The sequence below is a fragment of the Chromobacterium piscinae genome (genome assembly GCF_021129175.1).
Classification (GTDB): Bacteria; Pseudomonadota; Gammaproteobacteria; order Burkholderiales; family Chromobacteriaceae; genus Chromobacterium; species Chromobacterium piscinae.
Genome location: NZ_JAJOHV010000013.1, coordinates 1 through 21,824 on the forward strand (window position 1 = coordinate 1; position 21,824 = coordinate 21,824).

A 21,824-nucleotide genomic window follows, 5' to 3' on the forward strand; every position below is an offset into this window, starting at 1 on the left:
CAAATATTTGTAGAACTTACAGCCGCCGCCGACCAGCGCCACCGCCGAGGCGGTGTGATGGGGAGAGCGATACGGCCGCACCCGCCAGCGCCCCGGCTGGAAGCCCTGGGATCCCAGCGATTGCACCGCCGCGCTCTCCAGCGCCTCCCGCTCGGACAAGGGCGGCAGCAGACCCGGCAGCCTGGCCGCCAGCATGGACTTGCCGGTGCCGGGCGGCCCCATCAACAGCAGACTGTGCCCGCCGGCCGCGGCAATCTCCAGCGCGCCGCGCGCGATGGACTGGCCTTTGACATCGCCGAGATCGGGATAGTTCGGCCACTCTCCGCCCAACACGCCGGCAAACGGCTCCAGCGGCTGCAAACCGTTCAAGAAGGCGCAGGCCTGAGGCAAAGACGCCACCGCGTAAATGGCTGCGCCGCCAACCACAGCGGCTTCCGCCGCGCTGTCGGCAGGCAACACGAAGGCCCGGCCCGCTGCATGGCACTGGCAGGCCATCGCCAACGCGCCGCGCACCGGACGCACCGCGCCGCTGAGCGCCAACTCGCCGGCGAACTCATAATGGGCGATATCGTCGTTCTTCACTTGGCCGGAAGCCAGCAGGATGCCGATGGCGATGGGGAGGTCGAAGCGGCCGGAGTCCTTGGGCAGGTCTGCAGGCGCCAGATTGACGGTGATCTTGCGGGCGGGAAATTCGAACCCCGAGGTAAGGATGGCGGCGCGGACGCGGTCCCGGCTTTCCTTCACCTCGGTGTCGGGCAGGCCGACGATATTGAACGCGGGCAGGCCGTTGGCGAGGTGGACCTCGACGGCAACCTCCGGCGCGTCAAGCCCGGACAGCGCCCTGCTCGCCACCACCGCCAGCGTCATGGCGCTCAGGAGTGGCCGAGTTCGGACTGTTCTTCCGCTTTAGCCGCGGCCTCATCCGGGAACACTTGGTTCTCCAGCCTGGCCAGGCGCGACTCCAGCGCGGCCAGCTTTTCCCGCGTGCGCGCCAGCACCGCCTGCTGCACGTCGAATTCCTCGCGGGTGACCAGATCCATCTTGGAGAACGTGGAAGCCATCATCGCGCGGACGTTCTTCTCAATGTCCTTGGCCGGGCTGGCGGCGATGGTCTCGCTGATCTTGGCGCTGATTTCTTCAAACAGTTTCTGGCTCAACATGGTAGCGGCTCCCGCAGTGTCTTGATCTTCAGCCGAGTGTAGCAAAAAGCGCCCTCGCGCTCCCGCATTTCCTGCCCGCAAGGACATGTCAGCCTGTCTCCAGCATTCATCCAGGCCATGCTGCGGCGCAGCGATGCACCAAAACTGTGCAGCATAAGCAGCCCCGGCGCACAAGGAAAGTGCCAAAACGGACAGCGCGGCCTTTTTTGCAGTGCATCACAATTCAGAGAACGCCCACCGCGGGCTGGCACGATTCCTGCATAACCATCCGCAGCAGAACCATCTGTCAATCGTCCGAGAAGGAGCCGCCATGAAACTCGTTACCGCAGTGATCAAGCCGTTCAAGCTTGACGAAGTCCGCGAAGCGCTGTCCGCCATCGGCGTACAAGGCGTCACCGTTTCCGAGGTCAAGGGCTTCGGCCGCCAGAAAGGCCATACCGAGCTGTATCGCGGCGCAGAATACGTCGTCGACTTCCTGCCCAAGGTGAAGCTGGAAATCGCCATCGACGACGCGCTGCTGGACCAGGTGGTGGAAGCCATCGAGAAGTCCGCCCGCACCGGCAAGATCGGCGACGGCAAGATCTTCGTCTACGACCTGGAGCAGGTGATCCGCATCCGCACCGGCGAAACCGGCGCCGACGCGGTCTGACCGCTTTGTGAAACTGGGGAAACCATAATGAAAAAGATACTCGCTGCAATGGCTTCCGGGCTCGCTGCCCTCTCGCTACCCGCGCTGGCCGACGCGCCGGCCGGTCCGGCGGTGGTCGCCGCCAAGGTGATCAACTCCGGCGACACTGCCTGGATGCTGACCTCCACCGCCCTGGTGCTGTTCATGACCATCCCCGGCCTGGCGCTGTTCTACGGCGGCATGGTCCGTAAGAAGAACGTGCTGGCCACGCTGATGCAGAGTTTCGCCATCACCGCGCTGGTAACCGTATTGTGGGCCGTGGTCGGCTACAGCCTGGCCTTCACCGTGGGCACGCCGTATATCGGCGATCTGTCCCGCTTCATGCTGGATGGCATGGTGTACATGAAGGATGCCGGCAAGCTGGCCGTGCACCCGCTGGCCGGCACCATTCCGGAATCGGTGTTCATGACCTTCCAGATGACCTTCGCCATCATCACCCCGGCCTTGATCACTGGCGCCTTCGCCGAGCGGATGAAGTTTTCGGCGATGCTGGCCTTCATGGCGCTGTGGTCATTGCTGGTCTATGTGCCGGTGGCGCACTGGGTATGGGCGCCGGGCGGATGGATGGGCGACAAGGGCGTGCTGGACTTCGCTGGCGGCACCGTGGTGCACATCAACGCCGGCGTGGCCGGTCTGGTGACCGCGCTGGTGCTGGGCAAGCGCGTGGGTTTCGGCCGCGAGGCGATGCCGCCGCACAACCTGGTGCTGACTCTGGTGGGCGCGTCGATGCTGTGGGTAGGCTGGTTCGGCTTCAACGCCGGCTCGGCGGGCGCCGCCGACGGCCGCGCCGGCATGGCGATGGTCACCACCCAGGTCGCCACCGCGATGGCGGCGCTGGCCTGGATGTTCGCAGAGTGGGCGACCAAGAAGAAGCCGTCGGTGCTGGGCATCGCCTCCGGCGCCGTGGCCGGCCTGGTGGCCATCACTCCGGCCGCCGGCTTCGTCGACGTCAAGGGCGCGCTGATCATCGGCCTCGCCGCCGGCGCGGTGTGCTTCTGGGGCGCCACCGGACTCAAGCACATGCTGGGCTATGACGACTCGCTGGACGCTTTCGGCGTGCACGGCGTGGGCGGCATCCTGGGCGCGCTGCTGACCGGCGTGTTCGCGGTCAAGGACATCGGCGGCGCCGATGGCAGCCTGGCCACCCAGGCGCTCGGCGTCGGCGTGACCATCGCCTACTGCGGCATCGTCACCTTCATCCTGCTGAAACTGGTGGACATCGTGCTGGGGCTGCGCGTCGCCGAGGACGAAGAGCGCGAGGGCCTGGACCTGGTGCTGCACGGCGAGCGCGTGGAATAAGCCGCCAGAATCGAAGATTGTTGTGTAAGGGACTTGGCGGGGCTTCGGCCCCGTTTTTTTTTCGTCACTCAAAAATGAAAAACCGGCCAGAGGCCGGTTTTGATCGATGCGACAAGCTTACTTGACGATGCGCAGGCTGGGACGCCCGCTTGGGCGGTTCGGCGACGGATCGTCGCCGCCGGAATCCGGCGCGTCCTCTTCGGCGCTGACCGGCTTCAGGCTGGCCGCCTCCTCGCTCATCGGCTCCACCTCGAAGCCCATGCCTTCGCCGGTCTCCCGGGCGAAGATGGACATCACGTTGCCGATGGGCACCCAGATGTCGCGCGATACGCCGCCGAAGCGGGCGGAAAACGAGACCCACTCATTGTCGATGCGCAGGTTCTTGGTTGCGGTATCGGCGATGTTCAGCACGATCTCGTTGTTCTTCACGTACTCGAGCGGCACGTCGGTGCGGCTGTTCACCCACACCACGATGTACGGGGTGTAGCCATTGTCGCCGCACCATTGGTGCAGCGCGCGCAGCATGTACGGCTTGGTGCTGGAGCTCATCGCGTCTCCTTTACTTGCGCATCGCCTTTTCGGACGGGGTCAGCGAATCGATGAAGGACTGGCGCTGGAAGATGCGCTCGGCGTACTTGAGGATGGGGGCGGAGCTCTTGCCCAGGTCGATATTGTAGTGCTCCAGACGCCACATCAGCGGGGCGATGGCCACGTCGATCATCGAGAAATCGTCGCCCAGCATGAATTTCTGCTTGGAGAAGATCGGCGCGATGGTGGTCAGGCCGTCGCGGATCGCTTCGCGCGCCTTGGTCGCTTCTTTGCCGGTGGCGCCGGCTTCCAGCGTTTTCACGTGAATGAACAGCTCGTTCTCGAAACGATGCAGGAACAGGCGGGCGCGGGCGCGCATCACCGGATCGGCCGGCATCAGTTGCGGGTGCGGGAAACGCTCGTCGATGTATTCATTGATGATGTTCGACTCATGCAGGATCAGGTCGCGCTCCACCAGAACCGGCACTTCGTTGTACGGGTTCATCACAGCCAGATCTTCCGGCTTGTTATGGATATCCACATCGATGATTTCGAAATCCATCCCTTTTTCGAAGAGCACGATACGGCAGCGCTGACTGAACGGGCAGGTGATTCCGGAGTAGAGGGTCATCATGGCGGAGAAAATCCTTGACTAACTTAAAAAATGAGTGCAGCGCGCATTCTAGCACTTTCCAGTGGCCACATTCCAGTCTTTCAACACAACATCATGATTGTAAAAAGAAAAAAGGCGGAATCTCTTCCGCCTTTTTCAACTCGTCCGACGGCTTTAGTGCACGTCGCGCCAGTATTCCTTCTTCAACAGATACACCAGCGGGAACAGCAGCAGGCCGAGGAACATCACCACCACGTAGCCGATCTGCTGGCGTTTCACCGCGGCCGGCTCGCCCATATAGACCAGGAAGTTGGTCAGGTCGCGCATGCGGCGGTCGAACTCGGCGGTATTGGCCTTGCCGTTCTCCAGCTTGGTCAACGTGCCCGCCTTGACCAGTTCGAGCTTGTGCTCCTCCTGCCCTTCGGCGTTCTTCGCCGTTTTCAGCTCTTGCTCGCCCTGCCATTCCCAGAAGATGTGCGGCATGCCCACCTTGTCGAACACCAGGTTGTTCCAGCCGGTCGGACGGGACGGATCGCGATAGAAGCCGCGCAGATAGCTGTACAGATAGTCCGCGCCGCGGGAGCGGGCGATCAGCGACAGGTCCGGCGGCGTCGCGCCGAACCAGGTCTTGGCGTCCTGCTTGTTCATCGCGATGTTCATCTGGTCGCCGATCTTGGCGCCCTCCGGCATCAGGTCGGCCTTGATCTGCTCCTCGGTCAGGCCGATGTCCTCCAGCCGGTTGTAGCGCATCATGCTGGCCGAGTGGCAGGACAGGCAGTAGTTGGCGAAGATCTGCGCGCCGCGCTGCAGGCTCTCGGTATCCTGGATGTCGATGTTCGCCTTGTCGAGTTTGGGCCCGCCCTCGTTGGCGAAGGCCGGCATCGCGACAGGCAGCGCCAGCGCCGCGGCGGCGATCAGGTGACGGATCTTGTTTTTCATTTTCCTTATCCCCTTGCTTACACGTTCATGGCGAACAGCGCGGCCAGGAACACGGTCAGCGCCACCATGGCCACAAACTGGATCTGGCGCTTGGCGTTGGTATCGGTCACCCGCTCCGGCACCGGGACGCTGCCCACGTCGTTCTTGGTGTAGAACGGCATGCCCAGGAAGAAGGCGAAGTAGATCACCGAGAAGATCTGCGAGATCAGCGTGCGCACTTCGGTCGGCGGCATCGCGCCCAGAATGCCCAGGCCGATGAACGCGGCGATGAACAGGATCAGCGCGATCTTGAACTTGGGACCGCGATAACGGATGGACTTGATCGGCGAGCGGTCCAGCCACGGCAGGAAGGCGATCAGCACCACGGCCGCGCCCATCGCCAGCACGCCCCACACCTGAGTGCCGGCGAACGACGGCACGGCGCGCAGGATCGCGTAGAACGGGGTGAAGTACCATACCGGCGCGATGTGCGGCGGGGTCTTCAACGGATCGGCCTGGTCAAAGTTCGGGTGCTCGAGGAAGTAGCCGCCCATTTCCGGCAGGAAGAACACGATCACCGAGAACACCACCATGAACACCACGACGCCGAGGATGTCCTTGATCGTGTAGTAAGGGTGGGAATAGATGCCGTCCAGGTACAGGCCGGTATTCGGATCCTTGGGCTGCTTCTTGATCTCCACGCCGTCCGGGTTGTTGGAACCCACTTCGTGCAGGGCCATCAAGTGGGCCGCCACCAATGCCAGCAGCACCAGCGGCACGGCGATCACGTGCAGCGCGAAGAAGCGGTTCAGCGTGGCGTCGGACACCACGAAGTCTCCGCGTATCCACAGCGACAAGTCGGGGCCGATCACCGGGATGGAGCCGAACAAGTTGACGATCACCTGGGCGCCCCAGAACGACATCTGACCCCAAGGCAGCAGGTAACCCATGAAGGCTTCGGCCATCAGGCACAGGAAGATCAGCGTGCCGAACACCCACACCAGTTCGCGCGGCTGCTTGTATGAGCCGTAGATCAGGCCGCGGAACATGTGCAGATACACCACGACGAAGAACATCGACGCGCCGGTGGAGTGCATGTAGCGGATGATCCAGCCGCCGGCCACGTCGCGCATGATGTACTCGACCGAGGCGAAGGCGACCGGGACGCCGGCGGCGTTCAGCGTGCCATCCGGCTTGTAGTTCATGGTCAGGAAGATGCCGGTGACAATCTGCAGCACCAGCACCAGCATGGCCAGCGAACCGAAGAAGTACCAGAAGTTGAAGTTCTTGGGCGCGACGTACTTGCCCCATTGACTTTCCCACAGGGCGGTCAGCGGGAAACGCTCGTCCACCCAGTTAAGCAATTTTTGCGCTTTGCTCATTTTTCGCCCTCAGCTTATTTGTCGTCGCCAATCAGCAGGCGGCTATCGGACAGATACTTGTGCGGGGGGATTTCCAGGTTCTTGGGCGCCGGCACCCCTTTGAACACGCGGGCGGCCAGATCGAACTTGGAACCATGGCAGGGGCAGTAGAAGCCTCCCAGCCACTCCGGCCCCAGGTCGGCGGGGGCCAGGTCGGGCCGGAAGGTCGGCGAACAGCCCAGGTGGGTGCAGATGCCCACAGCCACCAGGAATTGCGGCTTGATCGAACGGTTTTCGTTCTGGCAGTACTTGGGCTGTTGATCGACTTCGGATTTCGGATCGACCAGCTTGGGATCGTTTTTGGGCAGGTTCTTGATCTGCTCGGGCGTGCGGCTGAGCACCCACACCGGCTTGCCGCGCCATTCGACGTTGATCTTCTGGCCGGCTTCGATCTTGCCAATGTCGACCTCGACCGGCGCGCCGGCCGCCTTGGCCCTCTCGGACGGGAAAAAGCTCATGAAAAATGGCGTGGCCGCGCCGACTACCGCAACACCCCCAACAGCGCTGGAAGCGATCGTCAGAAAACGACGGCGCCCCGTATCGACTTGCTGTTCACTCATTACAGTCATCCTCAATCGTGGAAATCGAGCCCTAAACCGCTGGATTTTACCCGATTACTAGTAGGGACTTGAAGCTTCTATGCAAATAAATTGAGCGAGACGCCAGCAACTTGCTTAAACAGGGTTATAAACGTCAATAAATTCGACATTTATGCCAGAGACTTGCGCCAAATGCTCGCCTAGTGCCTTGATGCCAAAGCGTTCCGTGGCATGATGTCCAGCGGCGACGAATGCCACATCGCTTTCCATCGCCATGTGGTAATTCTGTTCCGATGCTTCGCCGGTGATGAAAACGTCAACCCCGAGCGCGATCGCGTCGGCGAAAAAACCCTGCGCCCCGCCGGTGCACCAAGCCACTCGGCGTACCGGCTTGTCCTGCCGCCCCAGCAGCTGCGCCTGCCGCCCCAGCGCCCCGGTCACATGCTCGGCGAAGGCTGCGGCATCGCCGCCACCCGCCCACTCGCCATGCCAGAGCAGGTTCTGCTCGCCGGCCTGCCCCGTCGGCTCCAGCCCCAGCGCCCTGCCCAGCTGCGCGTTGTTGCCCAGTTCCAGATGCCCGTCCAACGGCAGGTGATAAGCCAGCAGACTGATATCGTGCTGCAGCAAGGCGCGGATACGCTGCTTCTTCATGCCGCAGATGCGCGCGTCCTCGCCTTTCCAGAAATAACCGTGGTGCACCAGGATCGCGTCCGCCCCTCTTTTCGCCGCAGCATCGATCAAGGCCTGCGACGCTGTGACCCCGGTCACTATCTTCCTGATCTCGCCGCGCCCCTCCACCTGTAGGCCATTGGGCGCGTAATCTTTGTAGCGCCACGGCTCAAGGCAGGTATCCAGGATATTCTGCACATCACTTATCTTCATGATTTCCATTCCCTCAATATCGATTATCAATGCGACTTTGTCATCATGGTCGCCTCACCCGGCGTTACACATCGTAAAAACCGCTCTATTTTTGCCGGATGTTTTCAAAGTCGATAAAATCCCTGAATCTCTGGACTTGCGCTAGGCATGCCTGAACCAGCTTCGCTCGGCCTCGCTCCCGCCGAATACTCCAGTCCGGGTCCAAACAGGCGGCATTCGGCCCAATGCTATTTTTAAAACTTGCCGGCATCCGCTTATCGCTCGCGCAGCGCCGTGCGAAGCCGGACGCCAGGTTTCGCAAGCCGTCACGGGTAACGAAACCGATCATACAGGAAGCTTCAATGACCATTCTCGTTACCGGCGGCGCCGGCTTCATCGGCGGCAACTTCGTTCTCGACTGGCTGGCCGGCCGCGAGGAGACCGTTGTCAATCTGGATGCTCTGACTTACGCCGGCAATCTGGAAACCCTGCGCACGGTCAGAACCAAACCCAGCCATGTTTTCACGCATGGCGACATCGGCGACCGGGAGCTGGTGGCCAAGCTGCTGCGCGACCATCGCCCGCGGGCCATCGTCAATTTCGCCGCGGAAAGCCATGTAGACCGCTCGATACACGGCCCAGGCGATTTCATTCAGACCAATATCGTCGGCACCTTTAATCTTCTGGAATGCGCGCGTGAATACTGGAACGGGCTGGAAGCCGGAGAGCGCGAGGCCTTCCGTTTCCTCCATGTGTCCACCGACGAGGTATACGGCACGCTGCAGCCTGAAGATCCGGCCTTCGCCGAAACCAAGCGCTACGAGCCGAACAGCCCCTACTCCGCCTCCAAAGCGGCGTCCGACCATCTGGTGCGGGCCTGGCATCACACTTACGGCTTGCCGGTTCTGACCACCAATTGCAGCAACAACTACGGGCCCTACCACTTCCCCGAGAAACTGATCCCGTTGGTCATCCTGAACGCGCTGGCCGGTAAGCCGCTGCCCATTTACGGCGACGGGCGGCAAGTCCGAGACTGGCTGTACGTCAAAGACCATTGCAGCGCGATCCGCCGCGTCCTGGAAGCCGGCAAACCCGGCGAAACCTACAATGTCGGCGGCTGGAACGAGAAAACCAATCTCGAAGTGGTTAGCGCCATCTGCGGCATCCTGGATCAGCTGAAGCCCCGCGAGGATGGCCAAGCCTATCGCGAGCAGATCCAGTTCGTCGCAGACCGCCCCGGCCACGACCGCCGCTACGCGATCGACGCGCGCAAGCTGGAACGGGAATTGGGCTGGAAACCCGCAGAAACATTCGACAGCGGCATCCGCAAAACCGTCGAATGGTATTTGAACAATTCGGACTGGATAGAACATGTCAGCAACGGCAGCTATCGGGATTGGCTCGACAAGCACTACGGATGAGCACCATGCATCGCATATTGATAACCGGGAAAAATGGCCAGGTCGGCCATGAATTGCAACGCTCGCTGGCGCCGCTGGGTGAACTGATCGCCACCGACAGGCAGGAGCTGGACCTGGCCCAGAGCGAAGAGCGCATCGAACAGGCATTGGATCGCCTTCAGCCAGACATCATCGTCAATCCAGCCGCCTATACCGCGGTGGACAAAGCCGAAAGCGACGAGATGACGGCAAACGCCGTCAACGCTGGCGCCGTCGGCGTCATGGCGCGTTGGGCCGCCCGCCACGGCGTGTTGCTGGTGCACTACTCCACCGACTACGTATTCAATGGCGACGGCGAACGCCCCTGGCGGGAAGAGGACACCACTGCGCCTCAATCCGCGTATGGGCGCAGCAAGCTGGCGGGTGAGGAAGCCATCCGGCTCGCCGCCCCGCATCACCTGATACTCCGCACCAGCTGGGTCTTCGGCGCCCATGGCGCAAACTTCTTGAAGACCATGCTGAAACTGGGACAGGAACGGGATGCGCTCAAGGTCGTCAACGACCAGATCGGCGCGCCGGCATCCGCCGCCCTGATCGCCGACGTCAGCGCCGAGCTGATCCGCCGCTACTTGGCAACGCCAGCCAGCTTCGCGTTCGGGACCTACCACTTGGCTCCCTGCGGCGAAACCAGCTGGCACGGCTATGCCGTCTACCTGCTCCAGCGCGCCGCCGAATACGGCCTGGCGCTTAAAATCGATCCCACAAACATCCAGGGCATTCCCAGCAGCGAGTACCCTTTGCCAGCCAAACGCCCTGCCAACTCCAGGCTATGCTGCGACAAGCTGCAAGATACTTTCGGCATCGTTCTGCCCGAATGGAAAAGCGGCGTAGATCAAGTGCTGGCCCAATTGCTCAGCACCGCCGCCAACAGCGGCCGACCGCCTCGGGAATGACCACAGGAAACCGACAATGAAACGAAAAGGCATCATTCTCGCCGGAGGCTCCGGCACCAGGTTGTATCCGGCCACCATCGCCGTCAGCAAGCAACTGCTGCCGATCTACGACAAGCCGATGATCTATTATCCGCTGACCACGCTGATGCTGTCGGGCATCCAGGACATTCTGATCATCTCCACGCCACAGGACACACCTCGCTTCCAGCAGCTGCTAGGCGATGGCAGCCAATGGGGCATCAATCTGCAATACGCGGTCCAGCCGAGCCCTGATGGCCTGGCCCAGGCCTTCCTTATCGGCGAGACATTCATCAATGGCAACCCGTCGTCGCTGGTGCTTGGCGACAACATCTTCTACGGCCACGAGTTTTCCAATCTGCTGCAGGCAGCCAACATCCAGAGCGAGGGGGCAACCGTCTTCGCCTATCGGGTCAGCGACCCCGAGCGCTACGGCGTAGTGGAGTTCGACCAGCAAGGCCGCGCTCTTTCCATCGAGGAGAAACCCGCCAAAGCCAAATCGCACTATGCGGTGACCGGCCTGTATTTCTATGACTCGCAAGTCGTGGAAATCGCGAAAAGCATCAAACCCTCCCCTCGCGGCGAACTGGAAATTACCGACATCAACAATATCTACCTGCAACAACAGCAGCTAAATGTGCAAACCATGGGCCGCGGCTACGCCTGGCTGGATACCGGCACCCATGAGTCGCTGATGGAGGCGGGACAGTTCATCGCCACAATAGAGAGCCGCCAGGGCCAAAAAGTGGCTTGCCCGGAGGAAATCGCCTTCCGCAACGGCTGGATCGATGAAACGCAGGTGCTCCGGTTGGCTCAGCCGCTGCAGAAAACCGGCTATGGCCGCTATTTGCTCACAATGATTGCGAACTAATCCAAACAAAGCAGATTGAGCACAATGAACGTAATCGAAACCGACATCCCTGAAGTCAAAATCCTTGAACCCAAGGTATTTGGCGATGAGCGCGGCTTTTTCTTCGAGAGCTTCAACCACCAACGCTTCGAGCAAGCCATCGGCCATGCGGTTGCCTTCGTGCAGGACAACCACAGCCGCTCCGGCAAAAACGTCTTGCGCGGCCTGCATTACCAACTGGACCCGCACCCGCAGGGCAAGCTTGTGCGTGTCGTCTCCGGCGCCGTGTTCGACGTCGCCGTCGACATCCGCCCCGGCTCTCCATCGTACGGCAAGTGGGTAGGTGTGGAGTTGAGCGCCTCCAACAAGCGCCAGCTGTGGATACCTTCCGGTTTCGCCCACGGCTTCCTTACGCTGAGCGACGATGTCGAATTTCTATACAAGACCACCGACTATTGGCATCCGGAACTCGAACGCAGCCTAGCCTGGGATGATCCGGACTTGGCCATCGCCTGGCCGCTGAGCGGCATGCCCACGCTGTCGGTCAAGGACCAGACCGGCGCGTCGCTCGCCTCGCTAAAGCGTTAACCCCGCCCCATAAACAAACAGCCCCGCAGGCTTTCGCCTGAGGGGCTGTTCCGTTTCAGAGGGCCTTAAACCAGGCCCGTCTGAAGACTCGATTTACATCATGCCGCCCATGCCGCCCATGCCGCCCATGTCAGGCATGCCAGCGGCAGGCTTGTCTTCCGGCAGCTCGGCGATCATGCAGTCGGTGGTCAACATCAGGCCAGCTACGGAAGCGGCGTGCTGCAGAGCGGAGCGGGTCACCTTGGCCGGATCCAGCACGCCCATTTCCAGCATATCGCCGTATTCGCCGCTAGCGGCGTTGTAACCGAAGTTGCCCTTGCCTTCCAGCACCTTGTTCACCACGACCGACGGCTCGTCGCCTGCGTTCTTGACGATCTGGCGCAGCGGGGCTTCGATCGCGCGCAGCACGATCTTCACGCCGGCTTCCTGATCGACGTTGTCGGTCTTCAGGCTTTCCAGAGTCGCGCGGGCGCGCAGCAGGGCTACGCCGCCGCCAGGCACAACGCCTTCTTCAACCGCGGCGCGGGTGGCGTGCAGCGCGTCTTCGACGCGGGCCTTCTTCTCTTTCATTTCCACTTCGGTGGCGGCGCCGACCTTGATCACGGCAACGCCGCCAGCCAGCTTGGCCACGCGCTCTTGCAGCTTCTCGCGGTCGTAATCGGAAGTGGCTTCTTCGATCTGCTTGCGGATCTCGCCCACGCGCGTCTGGATGGTGGAGGCTTCGCCGGCGCCGTCGATGATGGTGGTGTTTTCCTTGCCCACTTCAACGCGCTTGGCTTGACCCAGCTGGTCCAGGCTTGCCTTTTCCAGGGTCAGGCCCACTTCTTCGGCGATCACTTCACCGCCGGTCAGCACGGCGATATCGGTCAGCATGGCCTTGCGGCGGTCGCCGAAGCCCGGAGCCTTGACAGCCACAACCTTCAGAATGCCGCGGATGGTGTTCACCACCAGCGTGGCCAGCGCTTCGCCTTCCACGTCTTCGGCGATGATCAGCAGCGGGCGGCCGGACTTGGCCACTTGCTCAAGCACCGGCAGCAGGTCGCGGATGTTGGAGATCTTCTTGTCGAACAGCAGGATGAACGGGTTGTCCAGCGCAGCGATCTGCTTGTCCTGGTTGTTGATGAAGTACGGGGACAGGTAGCCGCGGTCGAACTGCATGCCTTCGACGACGTCCAGCTCGTTGTTCAGGCTCTTGCCGTCCTCAACCGTGATCACGCCTTCCTTGCCCACTTTTTCCATCGCATTGGCGATGATTTCGCCAATGTCAGAGTCGGAGTTGGCGGAAATGGAACCCACCTGGGCGATTTCCTTGGAAGTCGCGCACGGCTTCGCGATCTTGGCGATCTCGCCAACCAGCGACACCACGGCTTTGTCGATGCCGCGCTTCAGATCCATCGGGTTCATGCCGGCGGCGACGTACTTCATGCCTTCCTGCACGATGGCCTGGGCCAGAACGGTGGCGGTGGTGGTGCCGTCGCCGGCCACGTCGGAAGTCTTGGAGGCCACTTCCTTCACCATCTGCGCGCCCATGTTTTCGAACTTGTCCTTCAGCTCGATTTCCTTGGCGACGGACACGCCGTCCTTGGTGATGGTCGGCGCGCCGAAGGAGCGGTCCAGCACCACATTGCGGCCTTTCGGACCCAAGGTCACTTTGACTGCATCGGCCAGGATGTTAACGCCAGTCACCATCTTGCTGCGAGCCGATTCACCAAACTTTACGTCTTTAGCTGCCATTCTCGAAATCTCCAAAATCTGTTTATGAAGTACAGGTATAAGGGTCGGATTACTCGACGATGCCCATTACATCTTCCTCGCGCATCACGAGGACTTCGTCGCCATCCACCTTGACGGTCTGGCCGGAATACTTGCCGAAGATAACCTTGTCGCCCACCTTCAGCTCCAAGGAGCGACGCTCGCCGTTTTCCAGAATCTTGCCGTTGCCTACTGCGAGCACTTGGCCCATGTCCGGCTTCTCAGCCGCCGCGCCGGGCAGAACGATGCCGGAAGCGGTCTTTTCTTCAGCCTCGAGGCGCTTGATAACAACACGGTCGTGCAGAGGGCGAATTGCCATGGATCTCTCCTGTTACATTGGCTGTTGAGCGTTGAACATCAGTTTGGTTTGGGTACGGTCAAGGTTTAGCACTCAACCATTTCGAGTGCCAATGATAGGGACGAGGTCGCTAGTTTTCAAGAGTCTACAACCTCAAAAATGCAGAAGTGCCCAAGCAGCCAGCGACAACCGGACTGCCCGCCCTAGTGATGATCGGTCTGAGCGACAGCTAGCTGATGAGGCTGACCAGCCCCGCTCAGATGTACTTAAGAAGTAACGAGCATGCTCGCCAAGCAGCCGACGTTCCCCCGGTATTGAGTAGCACGCGACTTTGGAGTCCAATCAACTGACCTCCTCCCGACGCCCCCCCGGTATTGAGTAGCACGTGACTTTAGAGTCCAATCAACCACACACGGAGATTGGATATGAAGAAACGATTCACCGAAGAACAGATCATCGGCTTCCTGCGCGAAGCGGACGCGGGAATGCCCATTGCCGAACTGTGCCGCAAGCACGCCTTCTCGGAAGCCAGCTATTACCTCTGGCGCAACAAATTCGGCGGAATGAATGTCTCGGAGGCCAAGCGTCTCAAGGAGCTGGAGACAGAGAATGCGCGCCTGAAAAAACTCCTGGCCGAGACCATGCTCGAGAACGAGATTGCCAAAGAAGCCCTGAGAAAAAAGTGGTGAGCGCACCGTCACGGCGGGAGCTGGTGCGCCATCTGGTGGGCAAAGGACTCAGCGAGCGCAAATCGCTGCGCCTGGCCGGCATGAGTCCCAGTTCATTCCGCTATCAGCCCGCCACCGACCGCAATGCCGCCTTGAAAGCGAGGATCATCGCGCTTGCGCAACGGTACCGACGCTACGGCGCCGGCATGATCTATTTGAAACTGTGGCAGAGCGGCATGGTGGTCAATCACAAGCGGGTGGATCGGCTCTATGCTGAGGCCGGTCTGCAAATTCGCCGGCGCAAGCGCAAGAAAATCCCTGTGGCCGACCGTCACCCACTGGCCCGTCCTTTGGCCGCCAATCAGGTCTGGTCGATGGACTTTGTGTTCGACCGAACGGCAGAGGGGCGGGGCATCAAGAATCTGACGGTAGTCGATGATGCCACGCATGAGGCAGTCGCCATTGTTCCGGAACGTGCGATGGGAGGTCTGCATCTGACCCGCGTCCTCGACCAGCTGGCGCAGACACGTGGCTTGCCCAAAGCCATCCGGACCGATAACGGCAAGGAATTCTGCAGCCGAGCGATGTTGACCTGGGCACACGCCCGTGGGGTGCAGCTCTTTCTGATCGAGCCAGGCAAGCCGAATCAGAACGCTTACATCGAATCATTTAACGGGCGCTTCCGGGATGAGTGCCTGAACGAACACTGGTTCACCAGCCTGCGCCATGCCCAGGTCGTCATCGAAGCCTGGCGTAGGGAATACAACAACGAAAGGCCCAAGAAAGCACTGGGTGGTTTGACGCCAGCTGCCTATGCCGAATCACTCGCAGAGAAATCAGGTAAATTAAGCCCGGACTCTAAAGCTCTCTGCTACTGAAAGTGGGGGACGTCGAATTAGTCGAGGATAGAAGCACATCCACGCTCACTTAGAACTAGCACCTATACGACACGACTTCCGCAATAACATCCAGCGCGGCGTGCGGAAACGAATAATCATACGATACAATCTAACATAGGTGAACATAAATATGAGGACAAAACCAATCAACCAAGGTGTTTTGTTCCAAAACAACATTGCAGGAACAACCGAAAATGAAGACAAAGCCCACAAATAAGGGGATGTCAAACTATTTCGCTGAGTACGATGACTAATCTCTTTAGATCCAACCATCCACAACACAACCCTCTTATAAATAATCTGATGCAAATGCAATGCATCTGGATATCCAATAGCACGATTTTGCAGGAATTTGCGCCTATATATTGAAAAAGTCGTTTCAAAAACAGGGTAGATCACACATAGCAAAGGAAACCAAGGAGAAACTTCAGCATGCCGTTGAACTAAAAGAACTGACACTTCCGCAATCATGAATCCAACCAAATAGGCTCCGCCATCACCTGCGAAAATCAATCCCCGGGGGAAATTCCAAAAGAGCAATCCAACAACAGCACCAATCATCGCAAAACAGATGCCTACCAATTCAATATCTTGCATCTTAAAAGAGACATATGCAATAGCTAAAAATATAAAAACTGCAACCACACCAGACAAGCCGTTATATCCATCAATTATATTTACCGCATGAGCAACGCCGCCAACGGCGATGACAGTCAACATTAGAGACAATAGCCACCAATGGCTGAGCAACTGATCTACACCAAAGATGTCCAAACGAGACAACCCGGCATTAATAGTAAAATAAGCAAGCAGTGCTGCAAAAAAGGTAGCCAATAATCGAGGCCCTGGACCAACTTTCTTGGTCATATCCTCAATCAGGCCAGCACCAAAAGCAGGTATCGATGACAATAATAAAAAAATCGGCATCCAAGATTGCGTAAGATAAAACAGCATGCCAAAACCTGCGACCAACCCAGACATAATCGGCACCCCGCCCACTCTCGGGACTGGAGTCGCATGAAACTTCTGCACACCACATAGGTCATGATCCGCAGAAAAATGTACGTGCAGATGCGAATAGCGAATTAAGCCTGCGCCAATAATAAGCGAGAAAAAAGTCGAGGAGAGCAAAATTAGTAGCATATAATTAATCACCTTGAAGAATGACAAGGAAAATATGTTTTTAAATTAGAAATTCCGTTCTTCCACAGCTTGTCAAAATCCCCCCAACTACTAAAGGTTGACACACTCAACATAAAAGCACAACCAAGGTGATAATAGCCGCTGCATACCCACTCTTGCTATAAAGCCCCCCCCACCCGACTAGCCTGTGACTCCATTTATTTATATGCGACAAGCTTTCAGAATACAATAATCAGTGCACTGAATTATTAAGCTACACCTTACTTCATTATGCATCACCCTGAAAACCTACAACAAATAAAAACAAAATTGAGATATTGCATATTTTCAAGAATGTCAATTTACTCTTAGGCAGAAAATTCTTTAACCATTCAATTCAAATGTCGACTTTTCAGCATGCTTATTACAACCTCCCTACAATTGCCATCTTTGAAATTATTAGCACTGTAAAATTTTGCGATACCTTCAATTAAATGAGTCATACTCAATATTAATCTGCAGCTAGAAAACATATAGCCGCACACCATGACATATCGCAAACAAGCCATGTATCACTTGGTAGTGAATATATTATTAAATGATTAAAAATCTAATTTTATAGTGCGTATTTTCAACGATAAGACTGACATACACATTACAACTCAACCATTTCAGCCACTCACTCTCGCTATATGCCCCTACCAACGAATAGAACATAGAAATACACAAAACCGCGTAGCTCTATATAGCCCCCCAGCCAATGTAAAAATAATTTCCTGTGTCTGATGAAGCCCAACAGTACAAGTCACATTAAGATTACCCTATTGCTTACGCACACGAATTAAAAAAGCTGAGAGAGCTCTTTCTTTCATCAAAGAATATGCAAATCCACTCGTGCATGCAAAGTCATATATTTCTATATTGCTACGCATCCGCTATTTAGTCATGAATTCCAACTGTGCTAAAGCTTGGCACATATTATTTACAAGACAACCGGGGAAACCGTACTAAAATAAGTTATGCCCTAGGGAAATTTAGAAGCTCCTTAAGCTCCTCAGGTGGTATTGGCAGTCCTTTAAATGCCTGCCAAGCACATGAACTACCCGGAAACAATACTACAATAATAGTAATGAAAATGGCTTTAAAATAGTTAGATAATGAGCAATTGAAAACGTACCACTTTTCAAGTTCACCTTTGTAAGGAGCAATCACATTTTTATAGAACTCCAGCTGATCTTTACTATCAGCCAACATATCCTCCTCGCCACGGAAAATAATAGAACCAACACCAGAAAGACCAGGTTTTACTTGTCTAACGACCTCTTGCACCTCTGGCGCATAAGCACCAAATGTTTGCACGGTCAATGGGCGCGGTCCAATTACACTCATATCTCCGAAAAAAATATTCAGTAATTGGGGTAGCTCGTTGATTTTTGTTTTCCTTAAAAAACGACCCACAGGAAGTATACGAGAATCATTTTTTACAGTGACAGTTCCAGTACCTAAAGTAGGGCTATTTTTTAGCATTGTCGCAAATTTATAAAGCTTAAATTTCTTACCATTTTCTCCAAGCCGCTCTTGCATGAAGAAAATCTCACCTTCTCCTGTAAACTTCAGCAGGAAAGCGATTGGCACCAGTAAAGGGGAAAGTATCAATAAAGCCAAGCCTGAAAAGAGAACATCAAAAAAACGCTGCATAGCCAACCCCCTTACATTCGCTGATCAAGATATTTACCTGTTTCTTTATGCATAAAATCAGGTATTAGATCAAAAAAAAGCTTCAATAGATCACTTTTAGACCAGCTTGCTTGCCTCCGTAGATTCTCTATCCCGAGGGTAAATTCGTGCAACTGATCCGCGTTAAATTCAGCTGAATTTTTAATAACACCAATATCGCTGAATTTATCAAGGTTCAAGACTTCTTTATTAGTAAAGAATTCCTCAAAATCTTTCTCTCCAGTCGTATCACTCTTAAAGAAATAACAAGGCCATTTCTTATCAGAGATCAATTCTTGAGAATGATTTCTAGCTTCATCTTCACTTGCACACTCGAAAGCCTCATATCCTAAATCATTCAAATATCGCTTCGCTATTTCCGAAAAGGTAATTAAATGCAATTTATCGCTCATTTTTGGGAAAAATATATCCCGATTCTCACCTAGTAGTCCCGACATTAAACAAAGCTCACCAGACTCTTGGGGCGTAACAAAATAGCGCTTAACATCATATGGTGCTGTAATAGGCTGTTTTTTCGCAAATCGCTGATTAAAGCCGTGCAATAAGGAACCATCAGAAAAAGCTACATTTGCAAAGCGCGCCATGGAAATAGGTTGTTCTAAACTCTCTTTCATCAAGAACATTTCCATAATACGTTTACTAGCCCCCATCATATTTACAGGGTTTGTTGCCTTATCTGTTGACACACAAAAATATTTTTTGGTTTCCTTGGACTTAGCAACTCGTAAAGTCTTAACCGTATTAAATATATTTACATCAACCATGCGCATTAAGGTAAAGGGGTCTTTTTCTCCACGCACATGCTTTAATGCGGATAAATTAAAAATATAATCGTATGGCCCTTCGGTATCAACTAACGCCTCAAACTCTCTACTACCACAATCTATAGCAAATGTTTTAAAATCACCAGTTATATAGCCGAGGGTACTACGAATATCTCGCACCAACTCAACCATATTATTTTCACTCAAGTCAACTACATGTAAAGCCGCGGGTTCTCGCTTGAATATCTCTCGCGTTACAGCCTGCCCAATAGTGCCCGCACCACCAATGACTAGAAAGCGTGATCCTTTTATTAGCTCTATCAAATGCTCATTGTATGCATTGATATCTGACTCAAAGAAGCCAGAGTCCCTTCCAATTAAAGAAAGAATATTCATTTTTACCCTTTATAACTATTGAATAATCTCTGCTCGGGAGATAAAAAAGCATTTTTCAATCCGCCTGCAACACTTACTTTAGGCTTCCAATTTAATAATTTACAAGTATTTGATATGTCTACTTGCAAGCTATCGAGTAAGCTTGTTGCCGCTGAATCCATACCCACTAACTGAGCAGCTCGTCTCAAGATTTTAGGGTGTACTGAAAATAATCTAGCAGGACGGTTTAAGGCTACTCCTATCTCGGTCAAGAGGCCAACGGTGGATATGTCTACTCCATCACTGATCAGGAACGTTTGATTAGCTGCAGATGGATGTGAAACAACGATTTCGATCAGGTCTATAAGATTCTCTATAGAAACTAAACTTCTAAGATTATCTTTAATCGATGCAAATGGCAGTGGTACTCCACGTTGAATCCAATCAACTAGCTTCCCAAAGTTCCCAGGTGCATTCGCACCATAAATCAATGGCGGTCGTATGATTACGAACTCCATGCCACTATATTCACATATTTCCACTATTCCATTTTCCGCTTCAAATTTTGATATAGCATATGGCGAATGCGGATTAGGTTCAGAAGAACTAGTAAAGGCTTTTTCTGTAGTTATATTTCCATTTACACCTATCGAGCTGATAAAAACAAATCTTTTGACACCCTGCTTTGCCGCCTGCCTCGCTAAATTAATAGTTCCTCTTGAATTAATTTCACGAAAGCTTTCTAAAGGATTCTGGCTTCTTTCATTTAATACATGAGCGCGTCCTGCCAAATGAATAACAGTCGAACAATTCCTCAACGCAACAGCCCAGTCTGTGGTTGAGTTGATATCACCGACGGCAATAGCACTAGAGTTTCGCTCATTCGTCCTCGATGCCATTACAATTTTGTAATCACTATTTAATAAAGCACTCGTCAAGGCAGAGCCGACAAAACCGTCAGAACCGGTTATAAGTACTTTTGACATCAAATCCTCACTGATTTTTTTTTAATTTACACGCAAATAAAAAAATTACGCATAAAAATAAAACATCCTGAAATCTTCGCCTGTAACTATAAGAATGCAATGTCAAATAAATTCTATCTGCAAGATTCATCCGCTTTAATCTATATTCAAGGCCGTCTTTCGTGGGGAAAAGGCTTGACATTCTAGCAGCTTCTTCAATATATCTACCATCACTAATGAAACGAAAGCGGCGTAAAATAGCTTTAATGCCTAAATTAACGCCAATTTCATTGCTATAGTGCTGTCGATATCTCATGCTATCAACCGGATCTACTACCCATTTATGTCCATGCGAACGAACAAATGCATATATCAGCCAGTCATGAAACCAAACATCTTTTAGATCTGCCTGCTTTTCAATCACCCAGGCTTTCAACTCATCATAGACTTGCCTCTCTAAAACAAACGTACAACCTGGACCAGGAGAGGCAAAAAAGAAATCTAATTTTTTTTGTTTTTGCGATTTATTTACAAATTTTTCTTTCCCATCCGGCCAAAACGCCATGACACAGCTGGAGTAGCCCTGCGCTGAATTATCTTTAAGTGAACTAATCGAATTTTCAATTTTATTTAGGTGCCAAACATCATCTTGGTCTGAAAATCCAATATATTCTGAATTACCTACATCTGCATCTCTAATCAATCTTAAAAAATTTTTACAGGCACTTCCCATTCTGGTTGTATTTCCAGAAAGTACATTTATTTTATCGCTATGTTTTTTTTCATACTCAGCAAGAATCGTACATGTCTTGTCATCCGAGCTATCATCACTAATAGCAATACTTATATTTACATTTCTTTGCGACAAAATACTATCTAATTGTGGCCTTAACCAGCTCGATCCATTGTAAGTCGCAAGGAGGATTGTACAGTTTGGTTTCATATTCACACCGATGCTACTTATGTTAATTAGTGTTCCCGGAAGAGTTATTTTATTGTGTATAGGTCTAATTTAATTCTATATGGAAATATTTGAGATTAACATGCGCAAATAAATATCATTATTAATAGCCAGCCTTCTTACTAGAGAGCTTTATACTATTAGCTAATTGGCAAGATATTATATTAAATTGGAATTGTTCTTCTTTACCAGTAATCACCATTCATCGTGATTACCGACTATACAGCAACCTATACACTCTGTGGTAGCTGATAATAATCCTAAACAAATCACGCCATCGCAGAACTCAAAGATTCGCGCATTCCTATCAATAAGTAATCTCTGCTTAAGAATTTGATACGATGAAAGACAAATACGCTCCTAAAATCAGTATGCCTATCACTATTACATCACAGATGGCTATTTTCCGGAACTATTACCATTACCTCGACGCCTAGCATCACAGTG

22 protein-coding genes are annotated in these 21,824 nt (G+C 54.4%); 7 read left to right on the plus strand and 15 right to left on the minus strand.

The window, feature by feature from the left end; translation table 11 throughout:
* Nucleotides 1-867 (minus strand): YifB family Mg chelatase-like AAA ATPase (locus tag LQR33_RS03315; RefSeq protein WP_231467608.1); only part of this gene is annotated, 867 nt, incomplete at its 3' end.
* A 5-nt stretch (nt 868-872) separates the two neighbouring features.
* A complete protein-coding gene (locus LQR33_RS03320; RefSeq protein WP_021478497.1) occupies nt 873-1,160 on the minus strand; it encodes an accessory factor UbiK family protein in 288 nt (95 codons plus the stop codon).
* 310 nt (nt 1,161-1,470) lie between these two features.
* On the opposite strand from LQR33_RS03320, the gene glnK reads away from it, so the two are divergent.
* Both glnK and LQR33_RS03330 read left to right on the plus strand, forming a co-directional pair.
* A complete protein-coding gene (glnK, locus tag LQR33_RS03325; RefSeq protein ID WP_021478498.1) occupies nt 1,471-1,809 on the plus strand; it encodes a P-II family nitrogen regulator in 339 nt (112 codons plus the stop codon).
* Between the two features lie 27 nt (nt 1,810-1,836).
* On the plus strand, nt 1,837-3,147 hold the full coding sequence (locus LQR33_RS03330; RefSeq protein WP_031296817.1) for an ammonium transporter: 1,311 nt from the start codon (nt 1,837-1,839) through the stop codon (nt 3,145-3,147).
* Nucleotides 3,148-3,264: 117 nt separating this feature from the next.
* Here the strand turns inward: LQR33_RS03330 and LQR33_RS03335 are convergent, their stop codons facing one another.
* From LQR33_RS03335 to LQR33_RS03360, 6 genes are all read right to left on the minus strand, one after another.
* The gene (locus LQR33_RS03335) at nt 3,265-3,696 is read right to left on the minus strand and encodes a ClpXP protease specificity-enhancing factor (protein ID WP_021478500.1); all 432 of its coding nucleotides are present in this window, start codon (nt 3,694-3,696) and stop codon (nt 3,265-3,267) included.
* 10 nt (nt 3,697-3,706) lie between these two features.
* Nucleotides 3,707-4,309, minus strand: coding sequence for a glutathione S-transferase N-terminal domain-containing protein (locus LQR33_RS03340; protein WP_021478501.1), 603 nt, complete (start codon nt 4,307-4,309; stop codon nt 3,707-3,709).
* 153 nt (nt 4,310-4,462) lie between these two features.
* Nucleotides 4,463-5,227, minus strand: coding sequence for a cytochrome c1 (locus LQR33_RS03345; RefSeq protein WP_166439990.1), 765 nt, complete (start codon nt 5,225-5,227; stop codon nt 4,463-4,465).
* Between the two features lie 17 nt (nt 5,228-5,244).
* On the minus strand, nt 5,245-6,588 hold the full coding sequence (locus LQR33_RS03350; protein ID WP_166439991.1) for a cytochrome b: 1,344 nt from the start codon (nt 6,586-6,588) through the stop codon (nt 5,245-5,247).
* A gap of 14 nt (nt 6,589-6,602) precedes the next feature.
* A complete protein-coding gene (gene petA / locus LQR33_RS03355; protein ID WP_021478504.1) occupies nt 6,603-7,187 on the minus strand; it encodes a ubiquinol-cytochrome c reductase iron-sulfur subunit in 585 nt (194 codons plus the stop codon).
* Nucleotides 7,188-7,301: 114 nt separating this feature from the next.
* Nucleotides 7,302-8,048 carry a Nif3-like dinuclear metal center hexameric protein gene (locus tag LQR33_RS03360; protein WP_231467658.1) on the minus strand — a complete coding sequence of 249 codons (747 nt, stop codon included), beginning with the start codon at nt 8,046-8,048 and terminating at the stop codon, nt 7,302-7,304.
* A gap of 341 nt (nt 8,049-8,389) precedes the next feature.
* Here LQR33_RS03360 and rfbB point away from each other — a divergent pair, with 341 nt between their 5' ends.
* From rfbB to rfbC, 4 genes are read left to right on the plus strand one after another with little or no spacing between them, the layout of a single operon-like run.
* The gene (gene rfbB / locus LQR33_RS03365) at nt 8,390-9,448 is read left to right on the plus strand and encodes a dTDP-glucose 4,6-dehydratase (RefSeq protein WP_231179351.1); all 1,059 of its coding nucleotides are present in this window, start codon (nt 8,390-8,392) and stop codon (nt 9,446-9,448) included.
* Nucleotides 9,445-10,380 (plus strand): dTDP-4-dehydrorhamnose reductase, encoded by a 936-nt coding sequence (gene rfbD / locus LQR33_RS03370; RefSeq protein WP_231467610.1) that lies wholly within the window; start codon nt 9,445-9,447, stop codon nt 10,378-10,380. The genes rfbB and rfbD overlap by 4 nt, the downstream gene beginning before the upstream one ends.
* Nucleotides 10,381-10,396: 16 nt before the next feature.
* Nucleotides 10,397-11,269 carry a glucose-1-phosphate thymidylyltransferase RfbA gene (gene rfbA, locus LQR33_RS03375; protein WP_231467612.1) on the plus strand — a complete coding sequence of 291 codons (873 nt, stop codon included), beginning with the start codon at nt 10,397-10,399 and terminating at the stop codon, nt 11,267-11,269.
* Between the two features lie 24 nt (nt 11,270-11,293).
* Complete coding sequence (gene rfbC / locus LQR33_RS03380) at nt 11,294-11,836, plus strand: dTDP-4-dehydrorhamnose 3,5-epimerase (protein ID WP_166439995.1); 543 nt, start codon at nt 11,294-11,296, stop codon at nt 11,834-11,836.
* A gap of 93 nt (nt 11,837-11,929) precedes the next feature.
* On the opposite strand, the gene groL is transcribed toward rfbC, so the two are convergent.
* Nucleotides 11,930-13,570, minus strand: coding sequence for a chaperonin GroEL (gene groL, locus LQR33_RS03385; RefSeq protein ID WP_166439996.1), 1,641 nt, complete (start codon nt 13,568-13,570; stop codon nt 11,930-11,932).
* A gap of 49 nt (nt 13,571-13,619) precedes the next feature.
* Entirely contained in the window at nt 13,620-13,907 is a 288-nt protein-coding gene (gene groES / locus LQR33_RS03390) for a co-chaperone GroES (RefSeq protein WP_021478511.1), read from the minus strand.
* Between the two features lie 404 nt (nt 13,908-14,311).
* Here groES and LQR33_RS03395 point away from each other — a divergent pair.
* Nucleotides 14,312-15,432, plus strand: a protein-coding gene (locus LQR33_RS03395; RefSeq protein ID WP_231467614.1) for an IS3 family transposase whose coding sequence is annotated in 2 segments (ribosomal slippage) — nt 14,312-14,570 and nt 14,570-15,432 — 1,122 coding nt in all. Because the reading frame shifts where the segments join, the coding sequence is not laid out codon by codon here.
* Between the two features lie 45 nt (nt 15,433-15,477).
* Here the strand turns inward: LQR33_RS03395 and LQR33_RS03400 are convergent.
* From LQR33_RS03400 to LQR33_RS03420, 5 genes are all read right to left on the minus strand, one after another.
* A complete protein-coding gene (locus LQR33_RS03400) occupies nt 15,478-16,623 on the minus strand; it encodes an MraY family glycosyltransferase (RefSeq protein ID WP_231467616.1) in 1,146 nt (381 codons plus the stop codon).
* 969 nt (nt 16,624-17,592) lie between these two features.
* On the minus strand, nt 17,593-18,273 hold the full coding sequence (locus LQR33_RS03405; RefSeq protein WP_166439998.1) for a sugar transferase: 681 nt from the start codon (nt 18,271-18,273) through the stop codon (nt 17,593-17,595).
* Nucleotides 18,274-18,284: 11 nt separating this feature from the next.
* A complete protein-coding gene (locus LQR33_RS03410) occupies nt 18,285-19,472 on the minus strand; it encodes a UDP-N-acetylglucosamine 4,6-dehydratase (protein ID WP_166439999.1) in 1,188 nt (395 codons plus the stop codon).
* Nucleotides 19,473-19,474: 2 nt separating this feature from the next.
* Nucleotides 19,475-20,437, minus strand: a complete 963-nt coding sequence (locus LQR33_RS03415) for an NAD-dependent epimerase/dehydratase family protein (RefSeq protein WP_231467618.1) — start codon at nt 20,435-20,437, stop codon at nt 19,475-19,477.
* 7 nt (nt 20,438-20,444) lie between these two features.
* Nucleotides 20,445-21,359 (minus strand): glycosyltransferase, encoded by a 915-nt coding sequence (locus tag LQR33_RS03420; protein ID WP_221665619.1) that lies wholly within the window; start codon nt 21,357-21,359, stop codon nt 20,445-20,447.
* Between the last annotated feature and the right edge of the window lie 465 nt (nt 21,360-21,824).